The organism is Paenibacillus sp. JCM 9796, assembly GCF_055379675.1.
Genome location: NZ_AP043723.1, coordinates 2,985,944 through 3,008,935 on the forward strand (window position 1 = coordinate 2,985,944; position 22,992 = coordinate 3,008,935).

Annotated in this window: 14 protein-coding genes, 9 tRNA genes and 2 rRNA genes; 20 read left to right on the plus strand and 5 right to left on the minus strand. The window is 55.6% G+C overall.

Features of this window, described 5'->3' with window-relative positions; translation table 11 throughout:
• Positions 1-18 precede the first annotated feature (18 nt).
• Positions 19-1,413 carry a GldG family protein gene (locus ACZ439_RS14365; RefSeq protein ID WP_054800331.1) on the plus strand — a complete coding sequence of 465 codons (1,395 nt, stop codon included), beginning with the start codon at positions 19-21 and terminating at the stop codon, positions 1,411-1,413.
• The gene (locus ACZ439_RS14370; protein WP_464619819.1) at positions 1,410-2,336 is read left to right on the plus strand and encodes a DUF4340 domain-containing protein; all 927 of its coding nucleotides are present in this window, start codon (positions 1,410-1,412) and stop codon (positions 2,334-2,336) included. The genes ACZ439_RS14365 and ACZ439_RS14370 overlap by 4 nt, the downstream gene beginning before the upstream one ends.
• A 395-nt stretch (positions 2,337-2,731) precedes the next feature.
• Here ACZ439_RS14370 and ACZ439_RS14375 read toward each other — a convergent pair whose 3' ends face one another.
• The 5 genes from ACZ439_RS14375 to ACZ439_RS14395 form a co-directional block, all read right to left on the minus strand.
• Entirely contained in the window at positions 2,732-3,538 is an 807-nt protein-coding gene (locus tag ACZ439_RS14375) for an ABC transporter ATP-binding protein (RefSeq protein WP_464619820.1), read from the minus strand.
• Positions 3,539-3,594: 56 nt separating this feature from the next.
• On the minus strand, positions 3,595-4,365 hold the full coding sequence (locus ACZ439_RS14380; protein ID WP_127608702.1) for an ABC transporter permease: 771 nt from the start codon (positions 4,363-4,365) through the stop codon (positions 3,595-3,597).
• Position 4,366: 1 nt separating this feature from the next.
• A complete protein-coding gene (locus ACZ439_RS14385; RefSeq protein WP_464619821.1) occupies positions 4,367-5,497 on the minus strand; it encodes an ABC transporter substrate-binding protein in 1,131 nt (376 codons plus the stop codon).
• A gap of 64 nt (positions 5,498-5,561) precedes the next feature.
• Entirely contained in the window at positions 5,562-5,798 is a 237-nt protein-coding gene (locus tag ACZ439_RS14390; RefSeq protein WP_054798284.1) for a 4Fe-4S dicluster domain-containing protein, read from the minus strand.
• The gene (locus ACZ439_RS14395; RefSeq protein ID WP_464619822.1) at positions 5,779-7,500 is read right to left on the minus strand and encodes a fumarate reductase/succinate dehydrogenase flavoprotein subunit; all 1,722 of its coding nucleotides are present in this window, start codon (positions 7,498-7,500) and stop codon (positions 5,779-5,781) included. The genes ACZ439_RS14390 and ACZ439_RS14395 overlap by 20 nt, the downstream gene beginning before the upstream one ends.
• A 309-nt stretch (positions 7,501-7,809) precedes the next feature.
• Here ACZ439_RS14395 and ACZ439_RS14400 point away from each other — a divergent pair, with 309 nt between their 5' ends.
• The 18 genes from ACZ439_RS14400 to ACZ439_RS14485 all read left to right on the plus strand — a co-directional run bounded on the left by ACZ439_RS14400 (position 7,810) and on the right by ACZ439_RS14485 (position 22,901).
• The gene (locus ACZ439_RS14400) at positions 7,810-9,015 is read left to right on the plus strand and encodes a helix-turn-helix domain-containing protein (RefSeq protein WP_244932986.1); all 1,206 of its coding nucleotides are present in this window, start codon (positions 7,810-7,812) and stop codon (positions 9,013-9,015) included.
• Between the two features lie 300 nt (positions 9,016-9,315).
• Positions 9,316-9,543 carry a hypothetical protein gene (locus tag ACZ439_RS14405; RefSeq protein ID WP_054800330.1) on the plus strand — a complete coding sequence of 76 codons (228 nt, stop codon included), beginning with the start codon at positions 9,316-9,318 and terminating at the stop codon, positions 9,541-9,543.
• 26 nt (positions 9,544-9,569) lie between these two features.
• Complete coding sequence (locus ACZ439_RS14410; RefSeq protein WP_054798285.1) at positions 9,570-10,517, plus strand: spore coat protein; 948 nt, start codon at positions 9,570-9,572, stop codon at positions 10,515-10,517.
• A 351-nt stretch (positions 10,518-10,868) separates the two neighbouring features.
• A complete protein-coding gene (locus ACZ439_RS14415) occupies positions 10,869-11,456 on the plus strand; it encodes a hypothetical protein (RefSeq protein WP_054798286.1) in 588 nt (195 codons plus the stop codon).
• A gap of 170 nt (positions 11,457-11,626) precedes the next feature.
• On the plus strand, positions 11,627-12,322 hold the full coding sequence (gene pcrB, locus ACZ439_RS14420; RefSeq protein WP_464619823.1) for a heptaprenylglyceryl phosphate synthase: 696 nt from the start codon (positions 11,627-11,629) through the stop codon (positions 12,320-12,322).
• A gap of 16 nt (positions 12,323-12,338) precedes the next feature.
• The gene (gene pcrA, locus ACZ439_RS14425) at positions 12,339-14,654 is read left to right on the plus strand and encodes a DNA helicase PcrA (protein ID WP_155615768.1); all 2,316 of its coding nucleotides are present in this window, start codon (positions 12,339-12,341) and stop codon (positions 14,652-14,654) included.
• A gap of 39 nt (positions 14,655-14,693) precedes the next feature.
• Positions 14,694-16,709, plus strand: a complete 2,016-nt coding sequence (gene ligA / locus ACZ439_RS14430; protein WP_141336807.1) for an NAD-dependent DNA ligase LigA — start codon at positions 14,694-14,696, stop codon at positions 16,707-16,709.
• 473 nt (positions 16,710-17,182) lie between these two features.
• Positions 17,183-18,734 (plus strand): 16S ribosomal RNA (locus tag ACZ439_RS14435).
• A gap of 89 nt (positions 18,735-18,823) precedes the next feature.
• Positions 18,824-18,899 (plus strand) — tRNA-Ala (locus ACZ439_RS14440).
• A 102-nt stretch (positions 18,900-19,001) separates the two neighbouring features.
• Positions 19,002-21,922, plus strand: a 23S ribosomal RNA gene (locus ACZ439_RS14445).
• Together the 16S and 23S rRNA genes with 9 tRNA genes alongside form the textbook arrangement of a ribosomal RNA operon.
• A 115-nt stretch (positions 21,923-22,037) precedes the next feature.
• Positions 22,038-22,125, plus strand: a tRNA-Ser gene (locus ACZ439_RS14450).
• 93 nt (positions 22,126-22,218) lie between these two features.
• A tRNA-Met gene (locus ACZ439_RS14455) sits at positions 22,219-22,295 on the plus strand.
• A 65-nt stretch (positions 22,296-22,360) separates the two neighbouring features.
• Positions 22,361-22,436: transfer RNA gene (locus tag ACZ439_RS14460), tRNA-Val, on the plus strand.
• Between the two features lie 7 nt (positions 22,437-22,443).
• Positions 22,444-22,519: transfer RNA gene (locus ACZ439_RS14465), tRNA-Thr, on the plus strand.
• A 15-nt stretch (positions 22,520-22,534) separates the two neighbouring features.
• Positions 22,535-22,611, plus strand: a tRNA-Asp gene (locus ACZ439_RS14470).
• A 25-nt stretch (positions 22,612-22,636) separates the two neighbouring features.
• Positions 22,637-22,712, plus strand: a tRNA-Phe gene (locus tag ACZ439_RS14475).
• Between the two features lie 21 nt (positions 22,713-22,733).
• Positions 22,734-22,819: transfer RNA gene (locus ACZ439_RS14480), tRNA-Tyr, on the plus strand.
• Between the two features lie 9 nt (positions 22,820-22,828).
• Positions 22,829-22,901: transfer RNA gene (locus tag ACZ439_RS14485), tRNA-Lys, on the plus strand.
• Positions 22,902-22,992: the final 91 nt, after the last annotated feature.

Here is a 22,992-nt window from a genome sequence, read left to right on the forward strand (position 1 = left end):
GAAGGGGGAAGATGCGAAGTGAATAAATGGATCCGCGGAACGAATGCGACTGTATTGTCGCTGGCGGTTATCGGCATTTTTATCGTGCTGACGATCTTCTTGAATTCCGCCAAAAACATGCAGGTCGATTTGACGCAAAACAATAAATTTACGTTATCCGATCAAACGAAGCAAACGCTCAGCGCCCTGGATAAGGATATCCGGATCTTGTCGTTTACGACGACGGAGACGAATCCATATATGAAGCGCGAAGTGGTGGAGCTTGTGGAGGAGTACAAGAAGCGCAGCGGCAGGATTACGTTCGAAGAATACGATGCCGTCGCGAACCCTGCGGTCGCGAAGCAGTACGAAGTCGACCCGGCCGGGACGCTCGTGGTGCAGAGCGGGGAGCAGAAGAAGACGCTGCCTTTCTACGACATGTTCCTGCCGAGCCAACAAAATCCGAACGGCTACAGCTTCAGCGGCGAGGAGAAGCTGACGCAGGCGCTGGTGAATTTTAACGTTAAGGAGAAGCGGAAGCTGTATTTCCTGAGCGGGCATAATGAAATTCCGCTGACGCAGATGACGCTCTGGCGTTCGGGTCTGGAAAGCGCGAACTACGAGGTGAAAGAGCTCAACCTGCTGCGCGAAGGCAAAATTCCGGACGACGCCGAGATGCTCGTCATTGTCGGTCCGGAAACCGACCTGAGCGACAAGGAAGCGGAGCTCGTCAAGGCCTATATGGACGGCAAGGGCAAGCTGTACCTTGCGCTTGGCTTTAACCCGGACATGTCTTCGAAATGGAAAAATATCGACGCGCTTATGTCCGCCTACGGCATCAAGGACCAGCATGCGGTTGCGATCGAGCCGAAGCAAAGCGCCATGTACGATCCGCTTAGCATCGTGCCGGAGTACAGCGGCCATGAAATTACGCGGAAGCTGCAGGAATATAACCTGCTGACAGTCATGACGCTGGCGGTGACGTTGAAGGTCGACCAGCCGAATGCGGATTATCCGGCGACGGCCATTTTGTCTACGACGGATAAGGCCTACGGCGAGACCGACTTGAAGGCGCTCGCGGGACAAGGCACCAGCAAGAAGGACGCAGCCGACGTGGCGGGACCGCTCGAGCTCGGCTTTGTCGTGGAGAATAAGGAGAAGAAGCCGAAGGCGGTCGTGCTCGGCGGTTCGACATTCCTTGTCGATCGATACATCCAGCAGCAGGGCAACCGGGACTTCGCGCTGAACAGCGTCGGTTGGCTGCAGGAGCAGAAGGATCAAGTGACGATCCGGCCGCGGGAAGGCGACAACTTGTCGACGGCGCTCGTGACGGGCGAGCAGGCGAACATGATTTTCCTGGGTACCGTCGTAGTCTTCCCGCTGTTGTTCCTCCTGATCGGCGGCTTCATTTGGTGGAGGAGGAGAAAAGGATGAGACGGTTGATCCCGACGATCGTGTTGGTGGTACTGTGCATCGGGGGATTCTGGTATGCGTCGAGTCAAGATTTTTTTAAAGAGAAAACGCAAGAGGCGCCTGCCCTTGTAACGGTGAAGAAGGAAGAAGTGGCAAGCTATACAGTTAAGAACGGCGATACGGAAACGGTACTGGAGCGTAAGGACGGCGGATGGACGATGACGAAGCCGACCGCGCTTCCTCTGGACAGCAGCTCGGCGGACGCATGGGTGGATACGTTCGTTTCGGTGAAAAAGGATAAGGTCGTGACCGCTGCGGCAGCCGAACTGGAGCAGTTCGGCTTGGCCGCGCCGAAGCAGATGTTCACCGTGAAGCTGGTGGACGGAGGGGAACGGACGCTGGCCGTCGGCGACCTCGTCCCGGTCGGCGGCTCGTATTATGCGAAGCTCGGCGATGCGCCGGAGGTGTTCCAGCTCGCCGAGTCGACCGTGAAGTCGCTGGCGAAGCAGCCGGTCGATTTTATGGAGAAGCGGGCTGTGAAGGTCGAGTACGAGAAGGTACGCGAGTTGACCGTGGACTGGAAGGGCGCGGCTTGGACGTTAACGAAGACGGAGCCTGACAAGTCGTCGTTCGAATCCAAGTGGAAGCTCGGCGAACGCGAGTTGACCGGTACGGATGCGACCGGGTTCTTGGACCGGGCGGCGTCTTTGGTCACGGAGCAGCAGGCGAAGCGCGCATCCGAGGTGCAGGGGCTTGATCAGCCGGACCTGCGGATCGAGCTGAAGGTCGCCGGCGAAGCCGCAGGCGCGGAGACGACCGTCGCGTACGCGGGCAAGGCCGCGGGGGACGTCGTGTGGATCTCGCAGCAAGGCGGTGAATGGGCGTTTGCCGTACCGACGGCAGCCGTGCAGGAGCTGGCCGACAAGGCGAAGGCAGCGCCGTAAGGAGGCGGCGGGCGGGCTGCAAGTGCAGCTCCGGCGCATTCGCGGCGAAGTCCCCGCACGAAGGAAAGCGATCCGCCATTGCTTGTTCAGCAATAGGCCAAGGGTACAAGGCCGGCAAGGATACCTCAGGGTATGCTTGCCGGCCTTTGCTGTATCGACGGCGAACTCAAATGGGCTCATGCTGTGGGGGACGCCCCCGGTTCATGCACCGCGGTTAACGCCGGTAACTCTCGTCTCGGTACTACGGCTATACCCGCATTTGAACCGGCGCTGCACCGTCTTGGGGCCAGAGCTGGATGAGCCGGGAAAAACCTGAAGCCGGGACGGCAAAAAATCCCCGACCTTAGCCAAGTCAGGGATCTGGCTTAAGTAGCTCGGCTCCCGGCCCGGAACGCTTACTCCGTCGCCGTTTGCTGCAAGAGCGTTTGAGAAACCGCATGCGGGTACGATCTGATCTTCTCGTCTTCCAATAAGTCCAGCAGCCGGGCGCGCAGTTCCACGAACCTCGCGTCGGTCCGTCTGCGCGGACGCGGCAAATTGACGGTGACCGTTTCTTTGATCCGTCCGGGTCTGGGAGACATGACGACGATACGGTCCGCCATGTAGATCGCTTCCTCCACATCGTGCGTGACCAGCACGAAGGTGATGTTTTCTCGCTCCCAGATCCGGACGACTTCTTCCTGCATTTTTTGCCTCAGGATCGCGTCCAGTGCAGCGAAAGGCTCATCCATGAGCAGGATTCGCGGGTTCAGGCATAACGCGCGGGCGATGGCTACCCGTTGGCGCATGCCGCCGGAGAGCTGCTTCGGGTATAAATGAGCGGAATCGGCAAGTCCGAACTTCATTAAATATTGATCAAGGAGCTCCCGCTGACGACGGCGCGGAATACGTTTCATCGCCATGCCGAACCGGATGTTGCCGCGAACGGTGAGCCACGGAAAGAGCGCGTAATCCTGAAAAATAAAGCCGCGCTCGGTCGAAGGCCCTTTCACCGGCGAGCCGTCGATTTGGATCTCGCCTCCGGTCGGTTCCTCAATACCGGAGAGTAGTTTCAGCAGCGTACTTTTGCCGCATCCCGACGGACCGAGCAAACAAACAAACTCCGATTTGGCTATCGATAACTGAATATCCTGCAGCGCATGCACCGACTGGCTCGTCCCTGCCCCGTATTCTTTAAACACCTGCTTTAATTCGACAAACAAGGGCCATCACCCCGATCTTTTAGTTTGATAACTGAAGTCTTGCATCCTTCCATACCTTACTGCCAGCGAATAAGAAACCGTTCAACCGTCCGCACGAACGCCGACGATAAATAACCGAGCGCCCCGATCGTAAACATGCCGATAATCGACTCCTTGTAATCGAGCAGGTGATACGCCTGCCAGGTGGAATAGCCAATGCCCGTCTGACCGGACATCATTTCCCCTGTAATGACCCCCATCCATGACGCCCCGATGCCGACAGACAAGCCCGTGAATATTTCAGGTGCCATCGCAGGCAAATATACGCTCCAGACGGCCCGGACCGGACCGCAGCCCAGGCAGCGGGCGGCTTGCACCAGCGCCGGGGAAACACGCCTCGCTGCATCCCGCGAGCTGATCAGGATGGGAAAGAAAGCACCGATGAAGGTAATAAAAATAATGCTGCTTTCGATCGTGCGGAATAATAGCATCGCGACCGGCAAATAAGCAATGAGCGGAATCGGCCGGAACAGCTCCAGATTGGTGTACAGCGTATGGTTCGCAGTCCGTTTGAGGCCGATCCATAAGCCAAGAGGCACCGCCGTCGTGAAGCCGAGAGCGATGCCCGTCAGCACGCGGGATGTGCTGATCGCTATGTCCTGCCGATATTGGGGGGTAAACAAATTACGATACCATTCCGCCAGGATATCGATAGGGTCCGGCAGGTTGCCGAACTGGAGCGGCCAGTGGATGTTGACATCCACGGCCCATTTCCAGAGCAAAACGAAGGCGGCTACCGAAACGGCTCGAAGCAGCAGCCCAGGGACTTGCAGCCTGGTTTGTCTCATTTTAGTAAACCTTCCCTTGAATCCAGTCTCCCTGCAGCTCAGCGTCGGTCAAATACGTTCCACCGGTCGATTGGATCGCTTCCCTTAAATACGAATCGTCGACGAAAGCGTTTAGATCCAGCTTCTTCTGCAGCTTTCCGATGCTTGACAGAAACTCGATGCTTCCATTCAGCGTGTTCAAGTCTTTCTTGTAGACGGCCGCATCGAAACGGATGTTTTGCACCATTTTGACGCACACCTCATGCGGGAACTTGCTTTCTTCCTCAAAAATTTTAGCCGTCTCCTCCGGGTTATTCCGCGCAAACTCATGAGCCTCGTTCAGCGCCCTTAGAAAGGCGATGACATAAGCTTGGTTCGCCTTTGCCCAGTCCAGGTTGGCGACGACACCGGCCAAGTAATCGATTTGCGTCGCTTCGCCGAACTGCAGCACGGTGCCGATCCCTTTTTGCTGCATGAGGGTAGGGTAGGGTTCCCATGTGGAGTGAGCCGCAATTTTGTTCTGTTCGATGCTTTGCATCCCGACGGTTACCGATTGATCGACGACCGTCACTTGATCGACCAAGCCTTCCTTGCGGAGCGAATCGAGCAGCATACGGTGCGCACTGCTTCCGATCGGGGTCGATATGGTCTTGCCCTTCAAATCAGCGATTACCTTGATGTCGCTGCCCTTGGGCACGAGAATGGCCTGGTTGCGGCCTTGAACGCCTTTACCGTCGAATGCGAGGAAGACGGAATGGTAGTTCGGCTGCGTAATACCGAGAACCCCGTTCAGCAGAGAAGGCATGTCGCCGAGGAAAGAAATCTGGATTTTCCCGCCGTTCATGTTGTTGTTCAAGACCGAACCGGCAGGCGCGTCGAACCATTCCACCTTCACACGGCTGTCCGGCGCGACCTCCTTCAAGTGTTTTTCAAACAGTTTTTTGTTCTTTATAATGAGTGCTCCCCACGTCTGTGCCGTAGGAGATTGATACCCGATCGTCACAGTTGCCTCTTCCGCCTGTGCAGCGGAAGATCCCGCAGGGGCGGAAGAGGCGGTCTCGGACGTGCTGCCGGATGCTCCGCAAGCTTGCAGCAGAACGGACGCTAGGACCAGGACCAAGAGTAAGCTTACATTTCGGATACGATTCGACATGGGGATTCCCCGCCTTCCTAGTAGAAATCATAATTAATGAGATGATGTCGTTTGACCGATGGGTTTATCGGACCAAATAGGGGATATTCACGCGCACCGCATCAACCGGGCAGTCGGTTTGGCATGGGGTGCAGTACCAGCATTCGTCGTATTTCATATACGCTTTTCCGTCTTTGTCCAGTGCGAGAATGCCCATCGGGCATACCTGAACGCAGATATCACAGCCGATGCACTTATCCCGGTCGATGATGACGCTTGCTTCCACCCGTTGCGAAACGAAATTAGCTGACCGATTGCTCATGTTTACTCACTCCTTCTTCGGATGATGGTCGTTGGGGCTCGAATATATACGGCGGCAGATCACGCGTGGTCAGCTGCGTTTCGCCGTCAGCGCCTTTCTTCACAATGACTCGCTTCAGCCAGTTGGCATCGTCGCGCTCCGGATAATCGAGATAATAGTGGTAAAAGCCCCAGCGGCTTTCCTTGCGGAACAACGACGCTTTCGCCATAAGCTCGGCGCAGTCGACGATGCTGTGAATTTCAAGCGCTCTTCCGAGCTCGTGCGGATCGTTCGCGCCGAGCAGCTCCAGGTCGACGCGGCGGAAGTGCTCGATTTTCTCCAGGGCGATTTCCATCTTCGTCGTGGTCTTGGGCGGCATCAAATATTGGGTGACGATACGGCGGATCTTGTACTCCACCTGTTGATGCGGAACACCGTTCGGGTTCGCGCGCAGCCTTTCGATCCGCGCTCTTTCCGCCTCGATTTGCGACGGATCCGCGCCAAGCCGTTCCGTCTGTGCAGCATAGTTCGAAGCGTTCGTACCGGCGACTTTGCCGAAGGTCAGCGCACCGAGCAAATATTGATGGGGAACCGACGCCATATCTCCCGCCGCATACAGTCCTTCCATCGACGTTTCCGCTTCGTGATTGACGAGAACGCCGGAAGCGCTGTGACCGCTGCAGAGCCCTACTTCGGAGAAATGCAGCTCAACCATATCCGTCCTGTAGTCTTTGCCCCGTCCGGCATGGAAGCTGTCGCGGCTCGGCCGCTCGTTGTGGTGCAGGATCGATTCAATCTTGGAGATCGTCTCGTCGTCCAGGTGCGTCAGCTTGAGGAACAACGGCCATTCGCCTTTATTGGCCAGCTTCCACATATTCATGATCAGCTCGCCGCTCCAATAATCGCAGCCCGTTACCCGCTCGCCATTCACATTGGCGGTATAGCCGCCAAACGGACCGGCCACATAGGCACAGGCGGGGCCGTTATAATCTTTCATCGTCGGATTGATCTGATAGCACTCGATTCCGGTCAGCTCAGCTCCGGCATGATAAGCCATCGCGAATCCTTCGCCGGAGTTCGTCGGGTTCTCGTAGGTGCTGTACAGGTAGCCCGAATCGGTAAGACCCATACGTCCCGCCGCACCGGCCGTCAGGACGACGGCCTTCGCGTGTACGACCACGAGCTCGCCGGTCGTTACGTCTACGCCAAGTGCGCCGACTACGCGGTTACCCTGCGTCAGCAGTCTTGTCGCCATGACGCGGTTGACGACTTTGCAGCGCATCTGCTTTACCTTTTTGGCGAGAATCAGCTTTAAGTCGCTCGCTTTCGGCATCGGCAGAACATAACGCCCTTTCCGGTGCACACGGTAAACCTCATAATTGCCCTCGGCATCCTTCTCGAAATCGACCCCCCACGAATCGAGCTCCTTTACGATGTCGTAACATTCGGACGCTTGTCGGTAAACGGCCCGTTGATCGATAATGCCGTCGTTCGAGTCGGTAATTTCCCGCGTATATTCCTCGGGCGTGGCTTTCCCCGGAATGACGGCGTTGTTCAACCCGTCCATACCCATACTGATTGCTCCGCTCCGCCGGATATCGGCTTTGTCGAGAACAAGCACCTGTACGTCAGGATTCGCCTGCTTCGCCTTAATGGCGGCCATCGTTCCCGCCGTGCCGCCGCCGACAATCAACACATCGGTCGTATATTCCCTTGTCTGCATAACCTATTCTCCTCCCTCAATGCAAATAAGACACAGCGATCCTTTGGAGAAAGGCGCAGTGTCTCTGGTTAACCAGTTGACATCGGATTAATTCCTAGTGGTTTACTTTGTATTACACAACCCGAATGATAGCATCCCCCGATTGAGGGAGTCAATAAGGGGATGAACATTGAGCAGCAATAGACGATCAATGAGCAACAAAACCATTAAATGGAAATTTTACTCATCTTGATGCGAGGGGGGTCATTCGTTAAAATAAAATTATTCCAATTTGTATAATCGGATTTCACGGAAAAGGGGGCGTTCTTGTTGTTTCCCAAGGATAAAGGCTTCAGGCTGATTACTTTACAAGAGGCGATGAGCGTATTCGGTATTAGCCGCGCTACGATAGACCGCTGGCGCCGAAGCAAGCAGCTGCCGACCATCAAGATTGGCAAAGAAGTGTTCTTTGATCCCGACGAACTGCAGATGTGGATTAAATCCCACTCCGTATGCGGGGCTGCGGCGGACCGGCCGGAAAGCGCGCCTGCCGAGAGCCTGACCGTCTCCATCGGGTATCAGAGCGGAACGGCGCATATGTGGAGCCCGCTAATTATGAAGGAGCTTGGGTTCTTCGAAGAGGAGCTGCGCAAACAATTTCCGCATCGTCCTATTAAGGTCTTGTGGCATAATGCGGAGAACGGCCTGGAACTGGTGGAAGGCCTTATTTCGGGCTTGATCCAAATTGCCTCGCTCGGCGATTACCCGATACGCATCTGCAGCTCACTGGGGAAACTGCTGCCGAATTTTCAACCCGTACTGCTCGCCTTTGACGGAAAAACCCGGAATGGCAAAGGCATATCGGTCGTCGTTCCGTCAAACAGCATCATAAGAAAGCCGGATGATCTTGCGAACGTGACCATCTCGACCGTTGCCAATTCCAGCGCGGGCATGCGCCTGAATCGGCTTCTTACCTCGATCGGCGCAGCGGAACAAGAGCATCCTAACGTCATCCACCGGTCAATGAGCGAAAGCCTGACAGACATCGTCGATAGACGCGTCGGCGCCAGCGCAATGTGGGAGCCGTACTTGAGCCTGCTGCGGCACTGGGGCGCGGGCACGGTACTTTTTGAGGAAGGCATGTATGAGGACTATTTGACCGGCCTGGTGGCGGGCGAGCGATGGGCGGCCAACAACGAGGCTATCGTTATCGCTTATTTGAAGGCTCACGTTCGGGTGCACCAGCTGATGCGCAGCGAGCCTGCACGCGCCGCCAAGCGGGTGCAGGCATCGACCGGAATCCCTCAAACCGTTGCTTGGCGGGTGCTCTCGAACGTCCGCTGGGATGCAGCGGTTTACCCGCGAGATCTGAACACGCTGCAGAGGTTGGAGGAACGCTTTCCGGGAATGGCGCCGGAGCTTTACCCTATTCGTGCCAAGACCGATTACTTGAACATTGCTCTGGAGGAAATGGGTTTGCCCTCGATCGAAGCGTCTCCTCAAGGAACGGAATGGCCAAGGGAGCAAATGTATTGAGCGGGTGGCCATTCGTTCGGCTTCTTCTCTCCTCCTTGTAATCAAGAAGACGGCCTAACGATTAAGGTGGTTGAACCCTCATCCTTTTCTCCAAGCGGACGCGATGGTTCCGTTCCCGGAGGAAGGGGTGATTTTTTTATTCCCCCGATACATAATTTCCCACTGGCCGGACATCCTAATCTTGGTTGATTTAGAAGGTATAGTTTGTTTGCATCAACCGTAACAAAACGCGCCAGTCCTTGCAGCACAAGGGTGGCAAAGCCGTTTATCCTGGTCAACTGAGGAAAGGAGGACCCATCCATGTATAACCAACAACAATCCGTCAACTCGGTAAGCTCCAAGGAGCTGTCCTACATCTCCGATTGCCTGAAAAACGAAGAGCTGCTCGCCAAAATCGCCGTACAAGGCGTAGCGGAGAGCCAAAACCAACAGCTCAAGCAAAAGCTGGCGCAAATCGCGCAGGATCGTCTGCAAAACACCGACCAATTGTTAAGAACGCTGCAGCAGCATACACAAATGTCCCATTAAGGCATACATAGGAGGTCCGGCAAAGCATGTACCAGCAAAATCAAATGATCAACACGCAAGCGGGGCAAGCCCAAGCGCTTCACCTGCACTTGAATGAACAGGATGTCGCCAATCTCGTATTATCCGAATTGAAACGTACGGCGCGCGAGTATACGACGGCGGCGCTTGAAGCGACGCATCCGGCGATTCGCCAAATGTTCGCAAGCCTATCGCAAAAGACGCTGCAAGACCAGGCGGAGCTCTTTGACGTGCTGTCGCAGTTGGGCGGTTACGGCTCGATCAAGATGGCCACGCAGCTGGAAGTGCAGCAGGAGCTTTCGCAGCAAATTCAGAAAGCCGAGCAGCTGCAGGCGATTGTGCAGCAGGCGGTGCACGGTTCTTTCGCCGGCGGCGCTTATCAGCAGCCATTCGGACAACAACAGCCATCGTTCCAACCCTCGCAGCCATCGTACGCCCAGATGCCGGGCTATGCGGCAGGCTCGTCGCATTACAGCGGCATGCTCTCGTCGTCGGTCTCCGGGCAACAGAACCAAAGCCAGACGTCATCGGCCGGCTACAGTCAATCGCCGGCAGCTTCGAGCTTCGGCTCGTCCGTTCAAACGGGTTACGGCTACGGCGCATCTTCGGTAGAAGACTCGGAACACAACAATGTGAAATCTTCCGTTTCCGGCACGGACGTCTCTGATTATTACGCGACCAAGGCGTCGCAGGACTACACGAACGCGAGCGCCGGCGCCAAATACGGTTCGAACCAACAGGCATACGGCAGCCAAAACCAGCAGGAGCAAAGCTACGCTTCGACCGGCTACAACGCTTCGGCGACAGGACGCCAAGGCCAAAGCGCCACCGGTTACGGCTTCAACGGCTCCTCCGACGCGGCGACGAGCTCAAACGTGTCATCAAGCTCGAACGGTGTCCAGAACAAAGCGCAATCCGCGCAGCAGCAAGCGAACGCCAGTAAATACGTATTTTAAGGTGAGCAGCTTCTGGCTGAAAAATCCCCCGGCACAAGCCGGGGGACCCAGGCTATAATAGATAATTCATCGTATCCATCCGTTCCTGATGGTCCGATTCCAGCAGGAGCAGATCCTCTTCGGAACAATTTCGGTTTCTGCATATGGATTCCCCTTTTTTAAATCCGGAGCTACGGAATGCCTGAATGAGATAGCAAAAAATTCGCGGGGACCTCCTTTTTTGGGGGTGGCAGCTCCGCACCAGCATCGCCCCGCGTCAGGAAAAAGGCTCCACATGGCGCAGGAAAGTATACTTTTTCGTTTTTGACCCATAATACGAAAAAAACGCCATGACGGAAGGGGCCTCATTCCATGAGAACGATCCTGACCTTAGCGCTCGCCGCGGCGCTGCTTGCCGGTTGCCAGTCGCAAAGCGCCGGCGATGCCGCCGATATGAAAACGATGCAGAAGACGGTAGGGCGCGAGCGTCTCCTGCAAACGATCGGCCAAATTACGCCGCCCTCAATGGATAAAAGCGTGATGACCCAGTCCGACGAGCAAATCATCGGCTGGATCAAGCAAATCGACGATTGGACGCATCAAGTGCTGTCCTCCCCGGTTACCGGCGAAATGGACAAATACGCGATGGAAGAGATGCGGACCACACTCATGCAGGTGTATAACCGGGAGATGGCCGACCGGATGCTCGCCTACTTCTACCGGCGCGACGATCGTCTGGGAACGTATCAGGCGAACAGCACGAAGGCCATGCTCGGGCTGCGCAGCGAGTGGGGGAAATACGAGCTGAAGAAATCACAGCCCGACGCGAGCAAATACCGGGTCTCGCTCAGCGGGGCGAATGTGCAGCAGGATTTGGCCAAGTCGGTCATGCAGCACGAGTCGGAATACCTCATCGAGGGAGATCGATTGAGAATTACCGAGTTCAAAACCGTCTCATAACGGGACGGATTCACACGAAGCAGAACGGTCCGCGGAAGCGCGCCGGTCTGCTTTCTTTTTTGGGAGCAATTTGGTAAAATATACGAACGTATATTCTCTATTCGGTTCATTGACACGTCCTGCAGGGTAGCATAGACTACTTGTAGATGGAAGGACAGGAGGCTTTTGCTTTGCATTTGCAATTGGAGCAGTGGAGACACGTGTTTAAGCTGGACCCGGACCGTGAATTGTCCGATGAAGCGCTCGAGCGGATATGTCTGTCCGGCACCGATGCGGTTATGGTCGGGGGCTCGTCGGGCGTCACGTTCGACAACACCGTCGATTTGCTTGCCCGCATTCGCCGCTACGAGGTGCCGTGTGTGCTCGAAGTATCCGAGCAGGAGGCGATTGTGCCCGGGTTCGACTTGTTTCTGATTCCGATCGTGCTGAATGCGCGCAATCCGGAATGGATCGTCGGCCGTCAGCGGCAGGCGCTGCGAGAATATGGCGCCATTATGGATTGGTCGCAGATCGTGACCGAAGGCTACATTATTTTGAATGGCGATTCAACAGCGGCGCGGGTGACCGATGCCGAGGCGGAGCTCGATTTGAAGGACGTGGAGGCTTACGCACGCATGGCGGATCGTTTATTCCGCTGCCCGATCGTTTATATGGAATACAGCGGAATGTTCGGCAATATGGACGATGTGAAGCGGGTTCGCGGGCTGCTCGGCACGGCAAGGCTGTTTTACGGCGGCGGGGTGGATAGTCCGGAGAAAGCGGTCGAGGCGGCCCGGTCCGCACATACCGTCGTAGTCGGCAACGCCGTTTACCACGATTTGGAGCAGGCGCTGGCGACTGTGAAGGCGGTCAAGGAATCCGTGTAGAAAGGGCAGGTAAACGATGAACGAACCTATAGATATTTTCAAAGCGATAGAGAAGCTCAATCCGCAGCAGGCGCGGGCGGTCCAAGCGGTGGACGGGCCGTTGCTGATCATGGCGGGAGCCGGTTCCGGCAAGACGCGCGTGCTGACGCATCGGATCGCTTATCTGATAGCGACGCGCAAAGCGGCGCCCTGGAGCATTCTTGCCATTACGTTTACGAACAAGGCGGCTCGCGAGATGCAGGAGCGGGTCAGTGCGCTCGTTGGCCCGCAGGGGCAGGACATTTGGGTATCGACGTTCCACTCGATGTGCGTTCGTATATTGCGCAGAGACATTACGCGGCTCGATTTTTCATCGAATTTTACGATTCTCGACTCTGGCGATCAGCTGTCGGTCATCAAGAATTGTATGAAAGAGTTGAACATCGATTCGAAGAAATTCGAACCGAAGTCGATCCAGGCGGCGATCAGCAACGCCAAGAACGAACTGCTCACGCCGGAGCTGTTCGAACGGAAGATCGGCGACTACTTCGACGGCCTTGTGGCGAAAGTGTATACGCTGTATCAGAAGAAGCTGAAATTCAACAACTCGCTGGACTTCGACGACTTGATCATGATGACGATCGAACTGTTCAAGCAGGTGCCGGAAGTGCTCGATTTCTATCAAAACAAGTTCCAATATATCCACGTGGACGAGTATCAGGATACGAACCGCGCGCAATATATGCTGACCCGGATGCTGGCGGACAAGCACAAGCGCATTTGCGTCGTCGGCGACAGCGACCAGTCGATCTACCGCTGGCGGGGCGCGGACATCAGCAACATTCTCGATTTCGAGAAGGATTACCCGAACGCGACGACGATTCTGCTCGAGCAGAACTACCGTTCGACATCGACGATTTTGAATGCGGCGAACAAGATCATTGCCAACAACGCCGGACGCAAGCCGAAGAATTTGTGGACGGACAAGGGCGAAGGCGAGAAGATTCGCCTGTACCAAGCCGATTCGGAGCACGAAGAAGGATACTACATCACCGGTCAAATTCGTAAAAACGTGGAGAAGGGCCGACGCTTCAAGGACCACGCGATTTTATACCGGACGAACGCCCAGTCCCGGGTCATCGAGGAAATTCTCATCAAATCGGACATTCCCTATCAGATCGTCGGCGGCGTAAAGTTCTACGACCGTAAAGAAATCAAGGATATTTTGGCTTATTTGCGTCTGGTCTCCAATCCGGACGACGACATCAGCTTCGCGCGGATCGTCAACGTGCCTAAGCGCGGCATCGGCGATACGACCCTCGATAAGCTGGCGGCGGCTGCCGCCCAATACGGCGTATCCATGTTCGCGATGCTGGAGAACGTGGGCAGCTTGGACATCAGCGCCAGGACGCGGAGCGCGCTGACGGAATTCCGCGAGATGATCGAGAACTTGTATCGCATGGTCGATTATTTGTCGGTTACCGAATTAACGGAGAAAATGCTTGAAATGTCGGCGTATCGGGAAGAATTGAAGCGAGAAAACACGATCGAGTCGCAAGCCCGCCTCGAGAACATCGACGAGTTTCTGTCGGTGACCATGGACTTCGAGAAGCGCAATGAAGACAAGTCGCTTGTCTCTTTCTTGACCGATCTTGCGTTGATTGCCGATATCGATTCGATGAATGAGGATCCCGAAGCGGGCAAGCAGGGCGTCGTGCTGATGACCATGCACAGCGCCAAAGGCCTCGAGTTCCCCGTCGTCTTCATCGTCGGCCTCGAGGAAAGCGTCTTTCCGCATTCCCGGGCGCTGATGGACAACGAGGAGCTCGAGGAAGAGCGGCGGCTCGCTTACGTCGGCATCACCCGCGCCGAGGAAGAGCTCTACCTGACGTGCGCGCGGATGCGCACGCTGTTCGGCCGGACGGCGGCGAATGCGCCGTCCCGGTTCCTGCACGAGCTGCCGCAGGAACTCGTGGAGAACGCTCGCGCGGGCGGCGGCGCGTTCGCCCCGCGCAGCGGCAGCGGCGCCGCGTGGGAGCGCGGCGAGCGCCGTTTCGGCAGCGCCGGGGGCTTCGGCGGCACCGCAGGGACGTCTGGCGCGCGCCCCGCAGGCGCGCCCGTCAGCTTCCGCGCGGGCGGCGCGTCCGCGGCAGCTTCTTCGCCGGCCGCCGCGGCGCCGGCCAAGGTGCTTGACTTCGCCATGGGCGACAAAGTCAAGCACGGCAAGTGGGGCACGGGAACGATCGTGGCCATGAAGGGCTCGGGCGACGATACCGAGCTGCAGATCGCATTCCCGGCCCCGGTCGGCGTGAAGCGGCTGCTTGCCAAGTTCGCGCCGATCGAGAAAGCGTAATTTAACCCATGAGAGGACGGAACCCCAATGGCTTTGCCGATGCCGGATGCTTTGGAGACCATGCAGGCCCTTATCGAAGAGATCTCCAAACATAACTACCACTACTATACCCTTGACGAGCCGACTATCAGCGATGCGGAATGGGACGCGCTTTATGCGAAGCTGATGGAGCTTGAGGCGGAGACGGGCGTCGTGCTGCCGCATTCTCCGACGCAACGCATCGGGGGCGAGCTTCTGAAAGGCTTTGAGCCGCACAAGCATTTGGCGCGGTTGTGGAGCCTGGACAAGGCGCAGAACCATGAGGACCTGATGGCGTGGCATACGCGCGCTCAGAAGCTGGTCAATGACTATAACGCGAAGCATCCGGATGAACCCCTTCCTCCGCTTTCGTTCGTGGTGGAGTTGAAGTTCGACGGACTAACGTTGAATTTAACCTACGACGGAGGAGAACTCGTGCAGGCGGCGACCCGCGGCAACGGACAAGTGGGGGAAGGCATTCTGGCTCAAGTGAAGACAATTAAGTCGGTGCCTCTGCGCATTCCTTATACCGAGGGGATTCTTGAGGTGCAGGGCGAAGGCATAATGAACCTGTCGGTGCTTGAGAAATATAACGAGACGGCCGCGGAACCGCTCAAGAACGCCCGGAACGCGGCGGCCGGAGCGCTGCGCAACCTGAATCCGAAAGTAACGGCGGAGCGCCGTTTAAACGCCTATTTTTATAACGTCGGGTATTCGGACAACGTTCAATTCCGGGATCATCGGGAGATGGTCGAGTTTTTGCGCGCGAATCAGTTCAGGGTCAGCCCGCTCGTCGAGTTTTTGGATAGTATTGAAGCGGTTGAGGAAGAACTGCAGCGGATCGCTTCCATGCGGAACACGTTTGATTTTCTAATTGACGGCTTGGTGGTCAAAATCAATGACATGCGTACGCGCGAAGTGCTCGGCTATACCGATAAGTTCCCGCGCTGGGCGGTCGCTTATAAATTCGAGGCCGAAGAAGCGGTGACAACGCTGCTAGGGGTGCAATGGAACGTGGGCCGTACCGGCAAAGTGACGCCGCTTGCGCGCGTTGAGCCGGTCGATATTGCCGGGGTCACGGTGCAGAACTGCACGTTGAACAACATGGATGATATCGCCCGCAAAAACTTGACCCACGCACTCGGCAGTCTCATCTACATCCGTCGCTCGAACGACGTCATTCCCGAGATTCTCGGCAAGGTGACGGAGGACGCCGACGGTCAGGAGATTACGGCTCCTTCAGTCTGTCCGTCGTGCGGACATACGCTTGAGCTGCGGGGCGCACACTTGTTCTGTCCGAACCGGCTGGATTGCCGTCCGCAGCTGGTGGGCCGGATTACGCATTTCGCTTCGCGCGATGCGATGGATATCGAAACGTTCAGCGAGAAGACGGCGGAGCAGTTGTATGACGAGTTAAGCGTGCGCGACCCGTCCGACTTGTATGACTTGAAGTTCGATGACTTGGTCAAGCTCGACCGCTTCGGGACGAAGAAGGCGGAGAATCTGCTAGCCGCGCTTGAGAAAAGCAAGACACCGGACCTCGCGTCCTTCCTGTTCGCCCTGGGCATTCCGAACACCGGCAAAACGACTACCAAAGAGCTGGCCGACCATTACCGCAGCCTGGACAAGCTGATGGAGGCGACGGCGGAGGAATTGATGACGCTGCCGGATATCGGCGGAATCGTGGCGGACAGCATCGTTCGCTTCTTCCAGGACCCGGCTATGCGGCGCAGCATAGAGCGGATGCTGGCGGCAGGTGTCACTCCGATTGCGGAAGAAGCGCCGGCAGCCGTGGACGAGAGCAATCCGTTTTTCGGCAAAACGGTCGTCCTCACGGGCACGCTTACGACGATGAGCCGTGACGATGCGGCGAAGAGGCTGGAGAAGCTGGGGGCGAAGGTGACCGGCAGCGTCTCGAAGAAGACGGACATCGTCATTGCGGGCGAAAGCGCCGGCAGCAAGCTGACGAAAGCGCAAGAGCTCGGCATTCGGATCATTGACGATGAGCAGGAGCTCATTCGTCTGCTTGGCGAATGAGGAAGACATGGAGACGAGGAGACTTCTTTGTATCGGTGCAAGCGGACAAAGAGGTTCCTCGGTTTTTTTGTTTGTTGATTGGCCTGGGGCAGGCGGGGCCCCGAAACTTTTCTCATCGGGCGGTGAGATTTGGATATCTGACGACGGAACAACTCCTGTCTGGCGATGGAGCGAAGCGTTCGGGCAATTAGTAAACACGTAATAAAAATAAGGAGTTGCAATTTATCTATGACTTGTGATACATTATTGCTTGTCGCCGCAAACGGGTTAGATCGAAATCGAAGCCGAATGCGATGGCGGTAAAAAAATAACAGTTGCAAAGTTCGTCGAAAAATGATAATATATATTCTTGTCACGACAAAAAGTGCAGCCGTGATGAAAGCTCTTTGAAAACTGAACAAATGAGACAAATGTTATACATGAGATAGCAATATCTCAGCTAGCTTCAACAATGAGCAAGTCAGCTTTCTACATTAATGGAGAGTTTGATCCTGGCTCAGGACGAACGCTGGCGGCGTGCCTAATACATGCAAGTCGAGCGCTTGGGGTGTTCCCTTACGGGAAACCCCCTGGAGCGGCGGACGGGTGAGTAACACGTAGGCAACCTGCCTGTAAGATCGGGATAACTACCGGAAACGGTAGCTAAGACCGGATAGCTGGTTTCTCCGCATGGGGGAATCATGAAACATGGGGCAACCTGTGGCTTACGGATGGGCCTGCGGCGCATTAGCTAGTTGGTGGGGTAATGGCCCACCAAGGCGACGATGCGTAGCCGACCTGAGAGGGTGATCGGCCACACTGGGACTGAGACACGGCCCAGACTCCTACGGGAGGCAGCAGTAGGGAATCTTCCGCAATGGGCGCAAGCCTGACGGAGCAACGCCGCGTGAGTGATGAAGGTTTTCGGATCGTAAAGCTCTGTTGCCAAGGAAGAACGCCTCGGAGAGTAACTGCTCTGAGGGTGACGGTACTTGAGAAGAAAGCCCCGGCTAACTACGTGCCAGCAGCCGCGGTAATACGTAGGGGGCAAGCGTTGTCCGGAATTATTGGGCGTAAAGCGCGCGCAGGCGGTCTTTTAAGTTTGGTGTTTAAGCCCGGGGCTCAACCCCGGTTCGCACTGAAAACTGGGAGACTTGAGTGCAGGAGAGGAAAGCGGAATTCCACGTGTAGCGGTGAAATGCGTAGAGATGTGGAGGAATACCAGTGGCGAAGGCGGCTTTCTGGACTGTAACTGACGCTGAGGCGCGAAAGCGTGGGGAGCAAACAGGATTAGATACCCTGGTAGTCCACGCCGTAAACGATGAGTGCTAGGTGTTAGGGGTTTCGATACCCTTGGTGCCGAAGTAAACACAATAAGCACTCCGCCTGGGGAGTACGCTCGCAAGAGTGAAACTCAAAGGAATTGACGGGGACCCGCACAAGCAGTGGAGTATGTGGTTTAATTCGAAGCAACGCGAAGAACCTTACCAGGTCTTGACATCCCTCTGACCGGTACAGAGATGTACCTTCCCTTCGGGGCAGAGGAGACAGGTGGTGCATGGTTGTCGTCAGCTCGTGTCGTGAGATGTTGGGTTAAGTCCCGCAACGAGCGCAACCCTTGAACTTAGTTGCCAGCACTTAAGTTGGGCACTCTAAGTTGACTGCCGGTGACAAACCGGAGGAAGGTGGGGATGACGTCAAATCATCATGCCCCTTATGACCTGGGCTACACACGTACTACAATGGCCGGTACAACGGGAGGCGAAGTCGCGAGATGGAGCGAATCCTTAGAAGCCGGTCTCAGTTCGGATTGCAGGCTGCAACTCGCCTGCATGAAGTCGGAATTGCTAGTAATCGCGGATCAGCATGCCGCGGTGAATACGTTCCCGGGTCTTGTACACACCGCCCGTCACACCACGAGAGTTTACAACACCCGAAGTCGGTGGGGTAACCGCAAGGAGCCAGCCGCCGAAGGTGGGGTAGATGATTGGGGTGAAGTCGTAACAAGGTAGCCGTATCGGAAGGTGCGGCTGGATCACCTCCTTTCTATGGAGTCCATGTCACCTGCAGGGTGGCGGACAAATTTAAACATTTGATCTCATTTGTTCAGTTTTGATGGAGTTTTCCATCAAATTGGGGCCATAGCTCAGCTGGGAGAGCGCCTGCCTTGCAAGCAGGAGGTCAGCGGTTCGATCCCGCTTGGCTCCACCAAGAAAATTTTGTTGAACTTGTTCCTTGAAAACTGGATAAACGAAACAAAGCAACAATGCTGAATCAAAATCCGGTACGACTTCGGTCGTACAAGTGATAGCTGGATAAGCTATAAAGAGCACACGGAGGATGCCTAGGCACCAGGAGCCGAAGAAGGACGTGGCGAACAACGATAACGCCTCGGGGAGCCGTAAGCAGGCATTGATCCGGGGATGTCCGAATGGGGGAACCCGCGTGAGGTAATACTCACGTACCATGCAGTGAATACATAGCTGCATAGGAGGCATACGAGGGGAACTGAAACATCTAAGTACCCTCAGGAAAAGAAAACAAAAGTGATTCCGTCAGTAGCGGCGAGCGAAAGCGGATTAGCCCAAACCAAGGAGCTTGCTCCTTGGGGTTGTAGGACGCCGTCGTGGGTGCAGCAGGTTAGGCGAACAGGTCTGGAAAGGCCGGCCATAGAGGGTAAAAGCCACGTAACCAAAAGTCTGCGAACACCCTAGGCGTATCCTGAGTAGGGCGGGACACGTGAAACCCCGTCTGAATCCGGCAGGACCATCTGCCAAGGCTAAATACTCCCTGGTGACCGATAGTGAAGCAGTACCGTGAGGGAAAGGTGAAAAGAACCGCGGGAGCGGAGTGAAAAAGAACCTGAAACCGTGTGCTTACAAGAAGTCAGAGCCCGTTAACGGGTGATGGCGTGCCTTTTGTAGAATGAACCGGCGAGTTACGTTTGCAAGCAAGGTTAAGGTGAGAAGCCGTAGCCGCAGCGAAAGCGAGTCTGAATAGGGCGAAATAGTTTGTAGGCGTAGACCCGAAACCGTGTGATCTACCCCTGTCCAGGGTGAAGGTGCGGTAACACGCACTGGAGGCCCGAACCCACGAATGTTGAAAAATTCGGGGATGAGGTGGGGGTAGCGGAGAAATTCCAATCGAACTCGGAGATAGCTGGTTCTCCCCGAAATAGCTTTAGGGCTAGCCTCGGGAGATGCGTCGTGGAGGTAAAGCACTGATTGGGTGCGGGGCCCGCCAAGGGTTACCAAGTCCAGTCAAACTCTGAATGCCACAGACGTTATCCCGGGAGTCAGACAGTGAGTGCTAAGATCCATTGTCAAGAGGGAAACAGCCCAGATCATCAGCTAAGGTCCCCAAGTGTGTGTTAAGTGGGAAAGGATGTGGAGTTGCACAGACAACCAGGATGTTGGCTTAGAAGCAGCCACCATTGAAAGAGTGCGTAATAGCTCACTGGTCGAGTGACTCTGCGCCGAAAATGTAACGGGGCTAAACACACCACCGAAGCTATGACGAGCGCAAGCAATTGCGCTGGGGTAGGGGAGCGTTGTATGCGGGTAGAAGCTGGATCGTGAGGACTGGTGGACTGCATACAAGTGAGAATGCCGGTATGAGTAACGAAAAGATCAGTGAGAATCTGATCCGCCGTAAGCCTAAGGGTTCCTGAGGAAGGTTCGTCCGCTCAGGGTAAGTCGGGACCTAAGGCGAGGCCGAAAGGCGTAGTCGAAGGACAACAGGTTGAAATTCCTGTACCACCGTGAACCGTTATGAGCAATGGGGTGACGCAGAAGGATAGTGACGCGAGCTGATGGATGCTCGTCCAAGCAGTGAGGCTGGTGTGTAGGCAAATCCGCACACCGTAAGGCTGGGCTGTGATGGGGAGGGAAATTTTAGTACCGAAGGTCATGAGTTCAGGCTGCCAAGAAAAGCCTCTAGCCAGGGAGAAGGTGCCCGTACCGCAAACCGACACAGGTAGGCGAGCAGAGCATGCTAAGGCGCTCGGAAGAACTCTCGTTAAGGAACTCGGCAAAATGACCCCGTAACTTCGGGAGAAGGGGTGCCTCGGTAGGGTGAATAGCCCGAGGGGGCCGCAGTGAAAAGGCCCAAGCGACTGTTTAGCAAAAACACAGGTCTGTGCGAAGCCGCAAGGCGAAGTATACGGGCTGACGCCTGCCCGGTGCTGGAAGGTTAAGGGGAGCGGTTAGGGGCAACCCGAAGCTGTGAACCGAAGCCCCAGTAAACGGCGGCCGTAACTATAACGGTCCTAAGGTAGCGAAATTCCTTGTCAGGTAAATTCTGACCCGCACGAATGGCGTAACGACTTGGGCGCTGTCTCGACGAGAGATCCGGTGAAATTTTAATACCTGTGAAGATGCAGGTTACCCGCGACAAGACGGAAAGACCCCATGGAGCTTTACTGCAGCTTGATATTGGACTTTGGTACGATCTGTACAGGATAGGTGGGAGCCTGGGAAGCTTGCGCGCCAGCGTGGGTGGAGGCGCCGTTGGGATACCACCCTGATCGTATCGGAGTTCTAACCTGGTACCGTGAACCGGTACGGGGACAGTGTCAGGTGGGCAGTTTGACTGGGGCGGTCGCCTCCTAAAGAGTAACGGAGGCGCCCCAAGGTTCCCTCAGAATGGTTGGAAATCATTCGAAGAGTGCAAAGGCATAAGGGAGCTTGACTGCGAGACAAACAGGTCGAGCAGGGACGAAAGTCGGGCTTAGTGATCCGGTGGTACCGCATGGAAGGGCCATCGCTCAACGGATAAAAGCTACCCTGGGGATAACAGGCTTATCTCCCCCAAGAGTCCACATCGACGGGGAGGTTTGGCACCTCGATGTCGGCTCATCGCATCCTGGGGCTGAAGTAGGTCCCAAGGGTTGGGCTGTTCGCCCATTAAAGCGGTACGCGAGCTGGGTTCAGAACGTCGTGAGACAGTTCGGTCCCTATCTGTCGTGGGCGCAGGAAATTTGAGAGGAGCTGTCCTTAGTACGAGAGGACCGGGATGGACGTACCGCTGGTGTACCAGTTGTTCCGCCAGGAGCACGGCTGGATAGCCAAGTACGGACGGGATAAGCGCTGAAAGCATCTAAGCGTGAAGCCCCCCTCAAGATGAGATTTCCCAATTAGTAAGACCCCTTGTAGACGACGAGGTTGATAGGTTCGGGGTGGAAGCGCGGCAACGTGTGGAGCTGACGAATACTAATCGGTCGAGGGCTTATCCAAAAAGACTTTCACTTTAGTGAAGTCAAAGCATTCAGCATGCTAAGTTTCGTATCCAGTTTTCAGGGCGCAAGCTCTGTGCTTATGACGGTGTACAAGCTGTCGTATAGCTCATCTTGGAGAGATACCCAAGTGGCTCAAGGGGACCCTCTGCTAAGGGGTTAGACTGCGCAAGTGGTGCGAGGGTTCGAATCCCTCTCTCTCCGTTGCTTCACCCTCATGGATTGAGGGATGGGAACTGAAGGTTCATCGGAGCATAAGCTTCGTAAGCGAAACTTCGCAGACTCATTGATTGATATGGCGGCGTAGCTCAGCTGGCTAGAGCGTACGGTTCATACCCGTAAGGTCGGGGGTTCGATCCCCTCCGCCGCTACCAAAACAAGTTGAATGATTTAGACATTTTATGGTATGATTCGACTTGTGTGTACTTGTACATACTATGGAGGCTTAGCTCAGCTGGGAGAGCATCTGCCTTACAAGCAGAGGGTCGGCGGTTCGATCCCGTCAGCCTCCACCATACATACGCCGCTGTAGCTCAATTGGTAGAGCAACTGACTTGTAATCAGTAGGTTGGGGGTTCAAGTCCTCTCGGCGGCACCAGTTCTCTTTCATTGTGGAGCCGTGGTGTAGAGGCCTAACATGCCTGCCTGTCACGCAGGAGACCGCGGGTTCGAATCCCGTCGGCTCCGCCATGAATAACTTCATAACCCTACATATGGCTCGGTAGCTCAGTCGGTAGAGCAGAGGACTGAAAATCCTCGTGTCGGCGGTTCGATTCCGTCCCGAGCCACCATAGGCTTTTTTTAGCCGTCTTGGAGGCTTAGCGAAGTGGCCAAACGCAGCAGACTGTAAATCTGTTCTCTGACGAGTTCGGTGGTTCGAATCCATCAGCCTCCACCATTCATGTAAGAGCCATTAGCTCAGTTGGTAGAGCACCTGACTTTTAATCAGGGTGTCGTAGGTTCGAGTCCTACATGGCTCATCTTGTTACAAAGAAGAGATCTTCCATGAGAAGATCTCTTCTTTGTTTTGGCAACATTCCTTTTCTCTACTCACACGGATCGCCCCCCGTT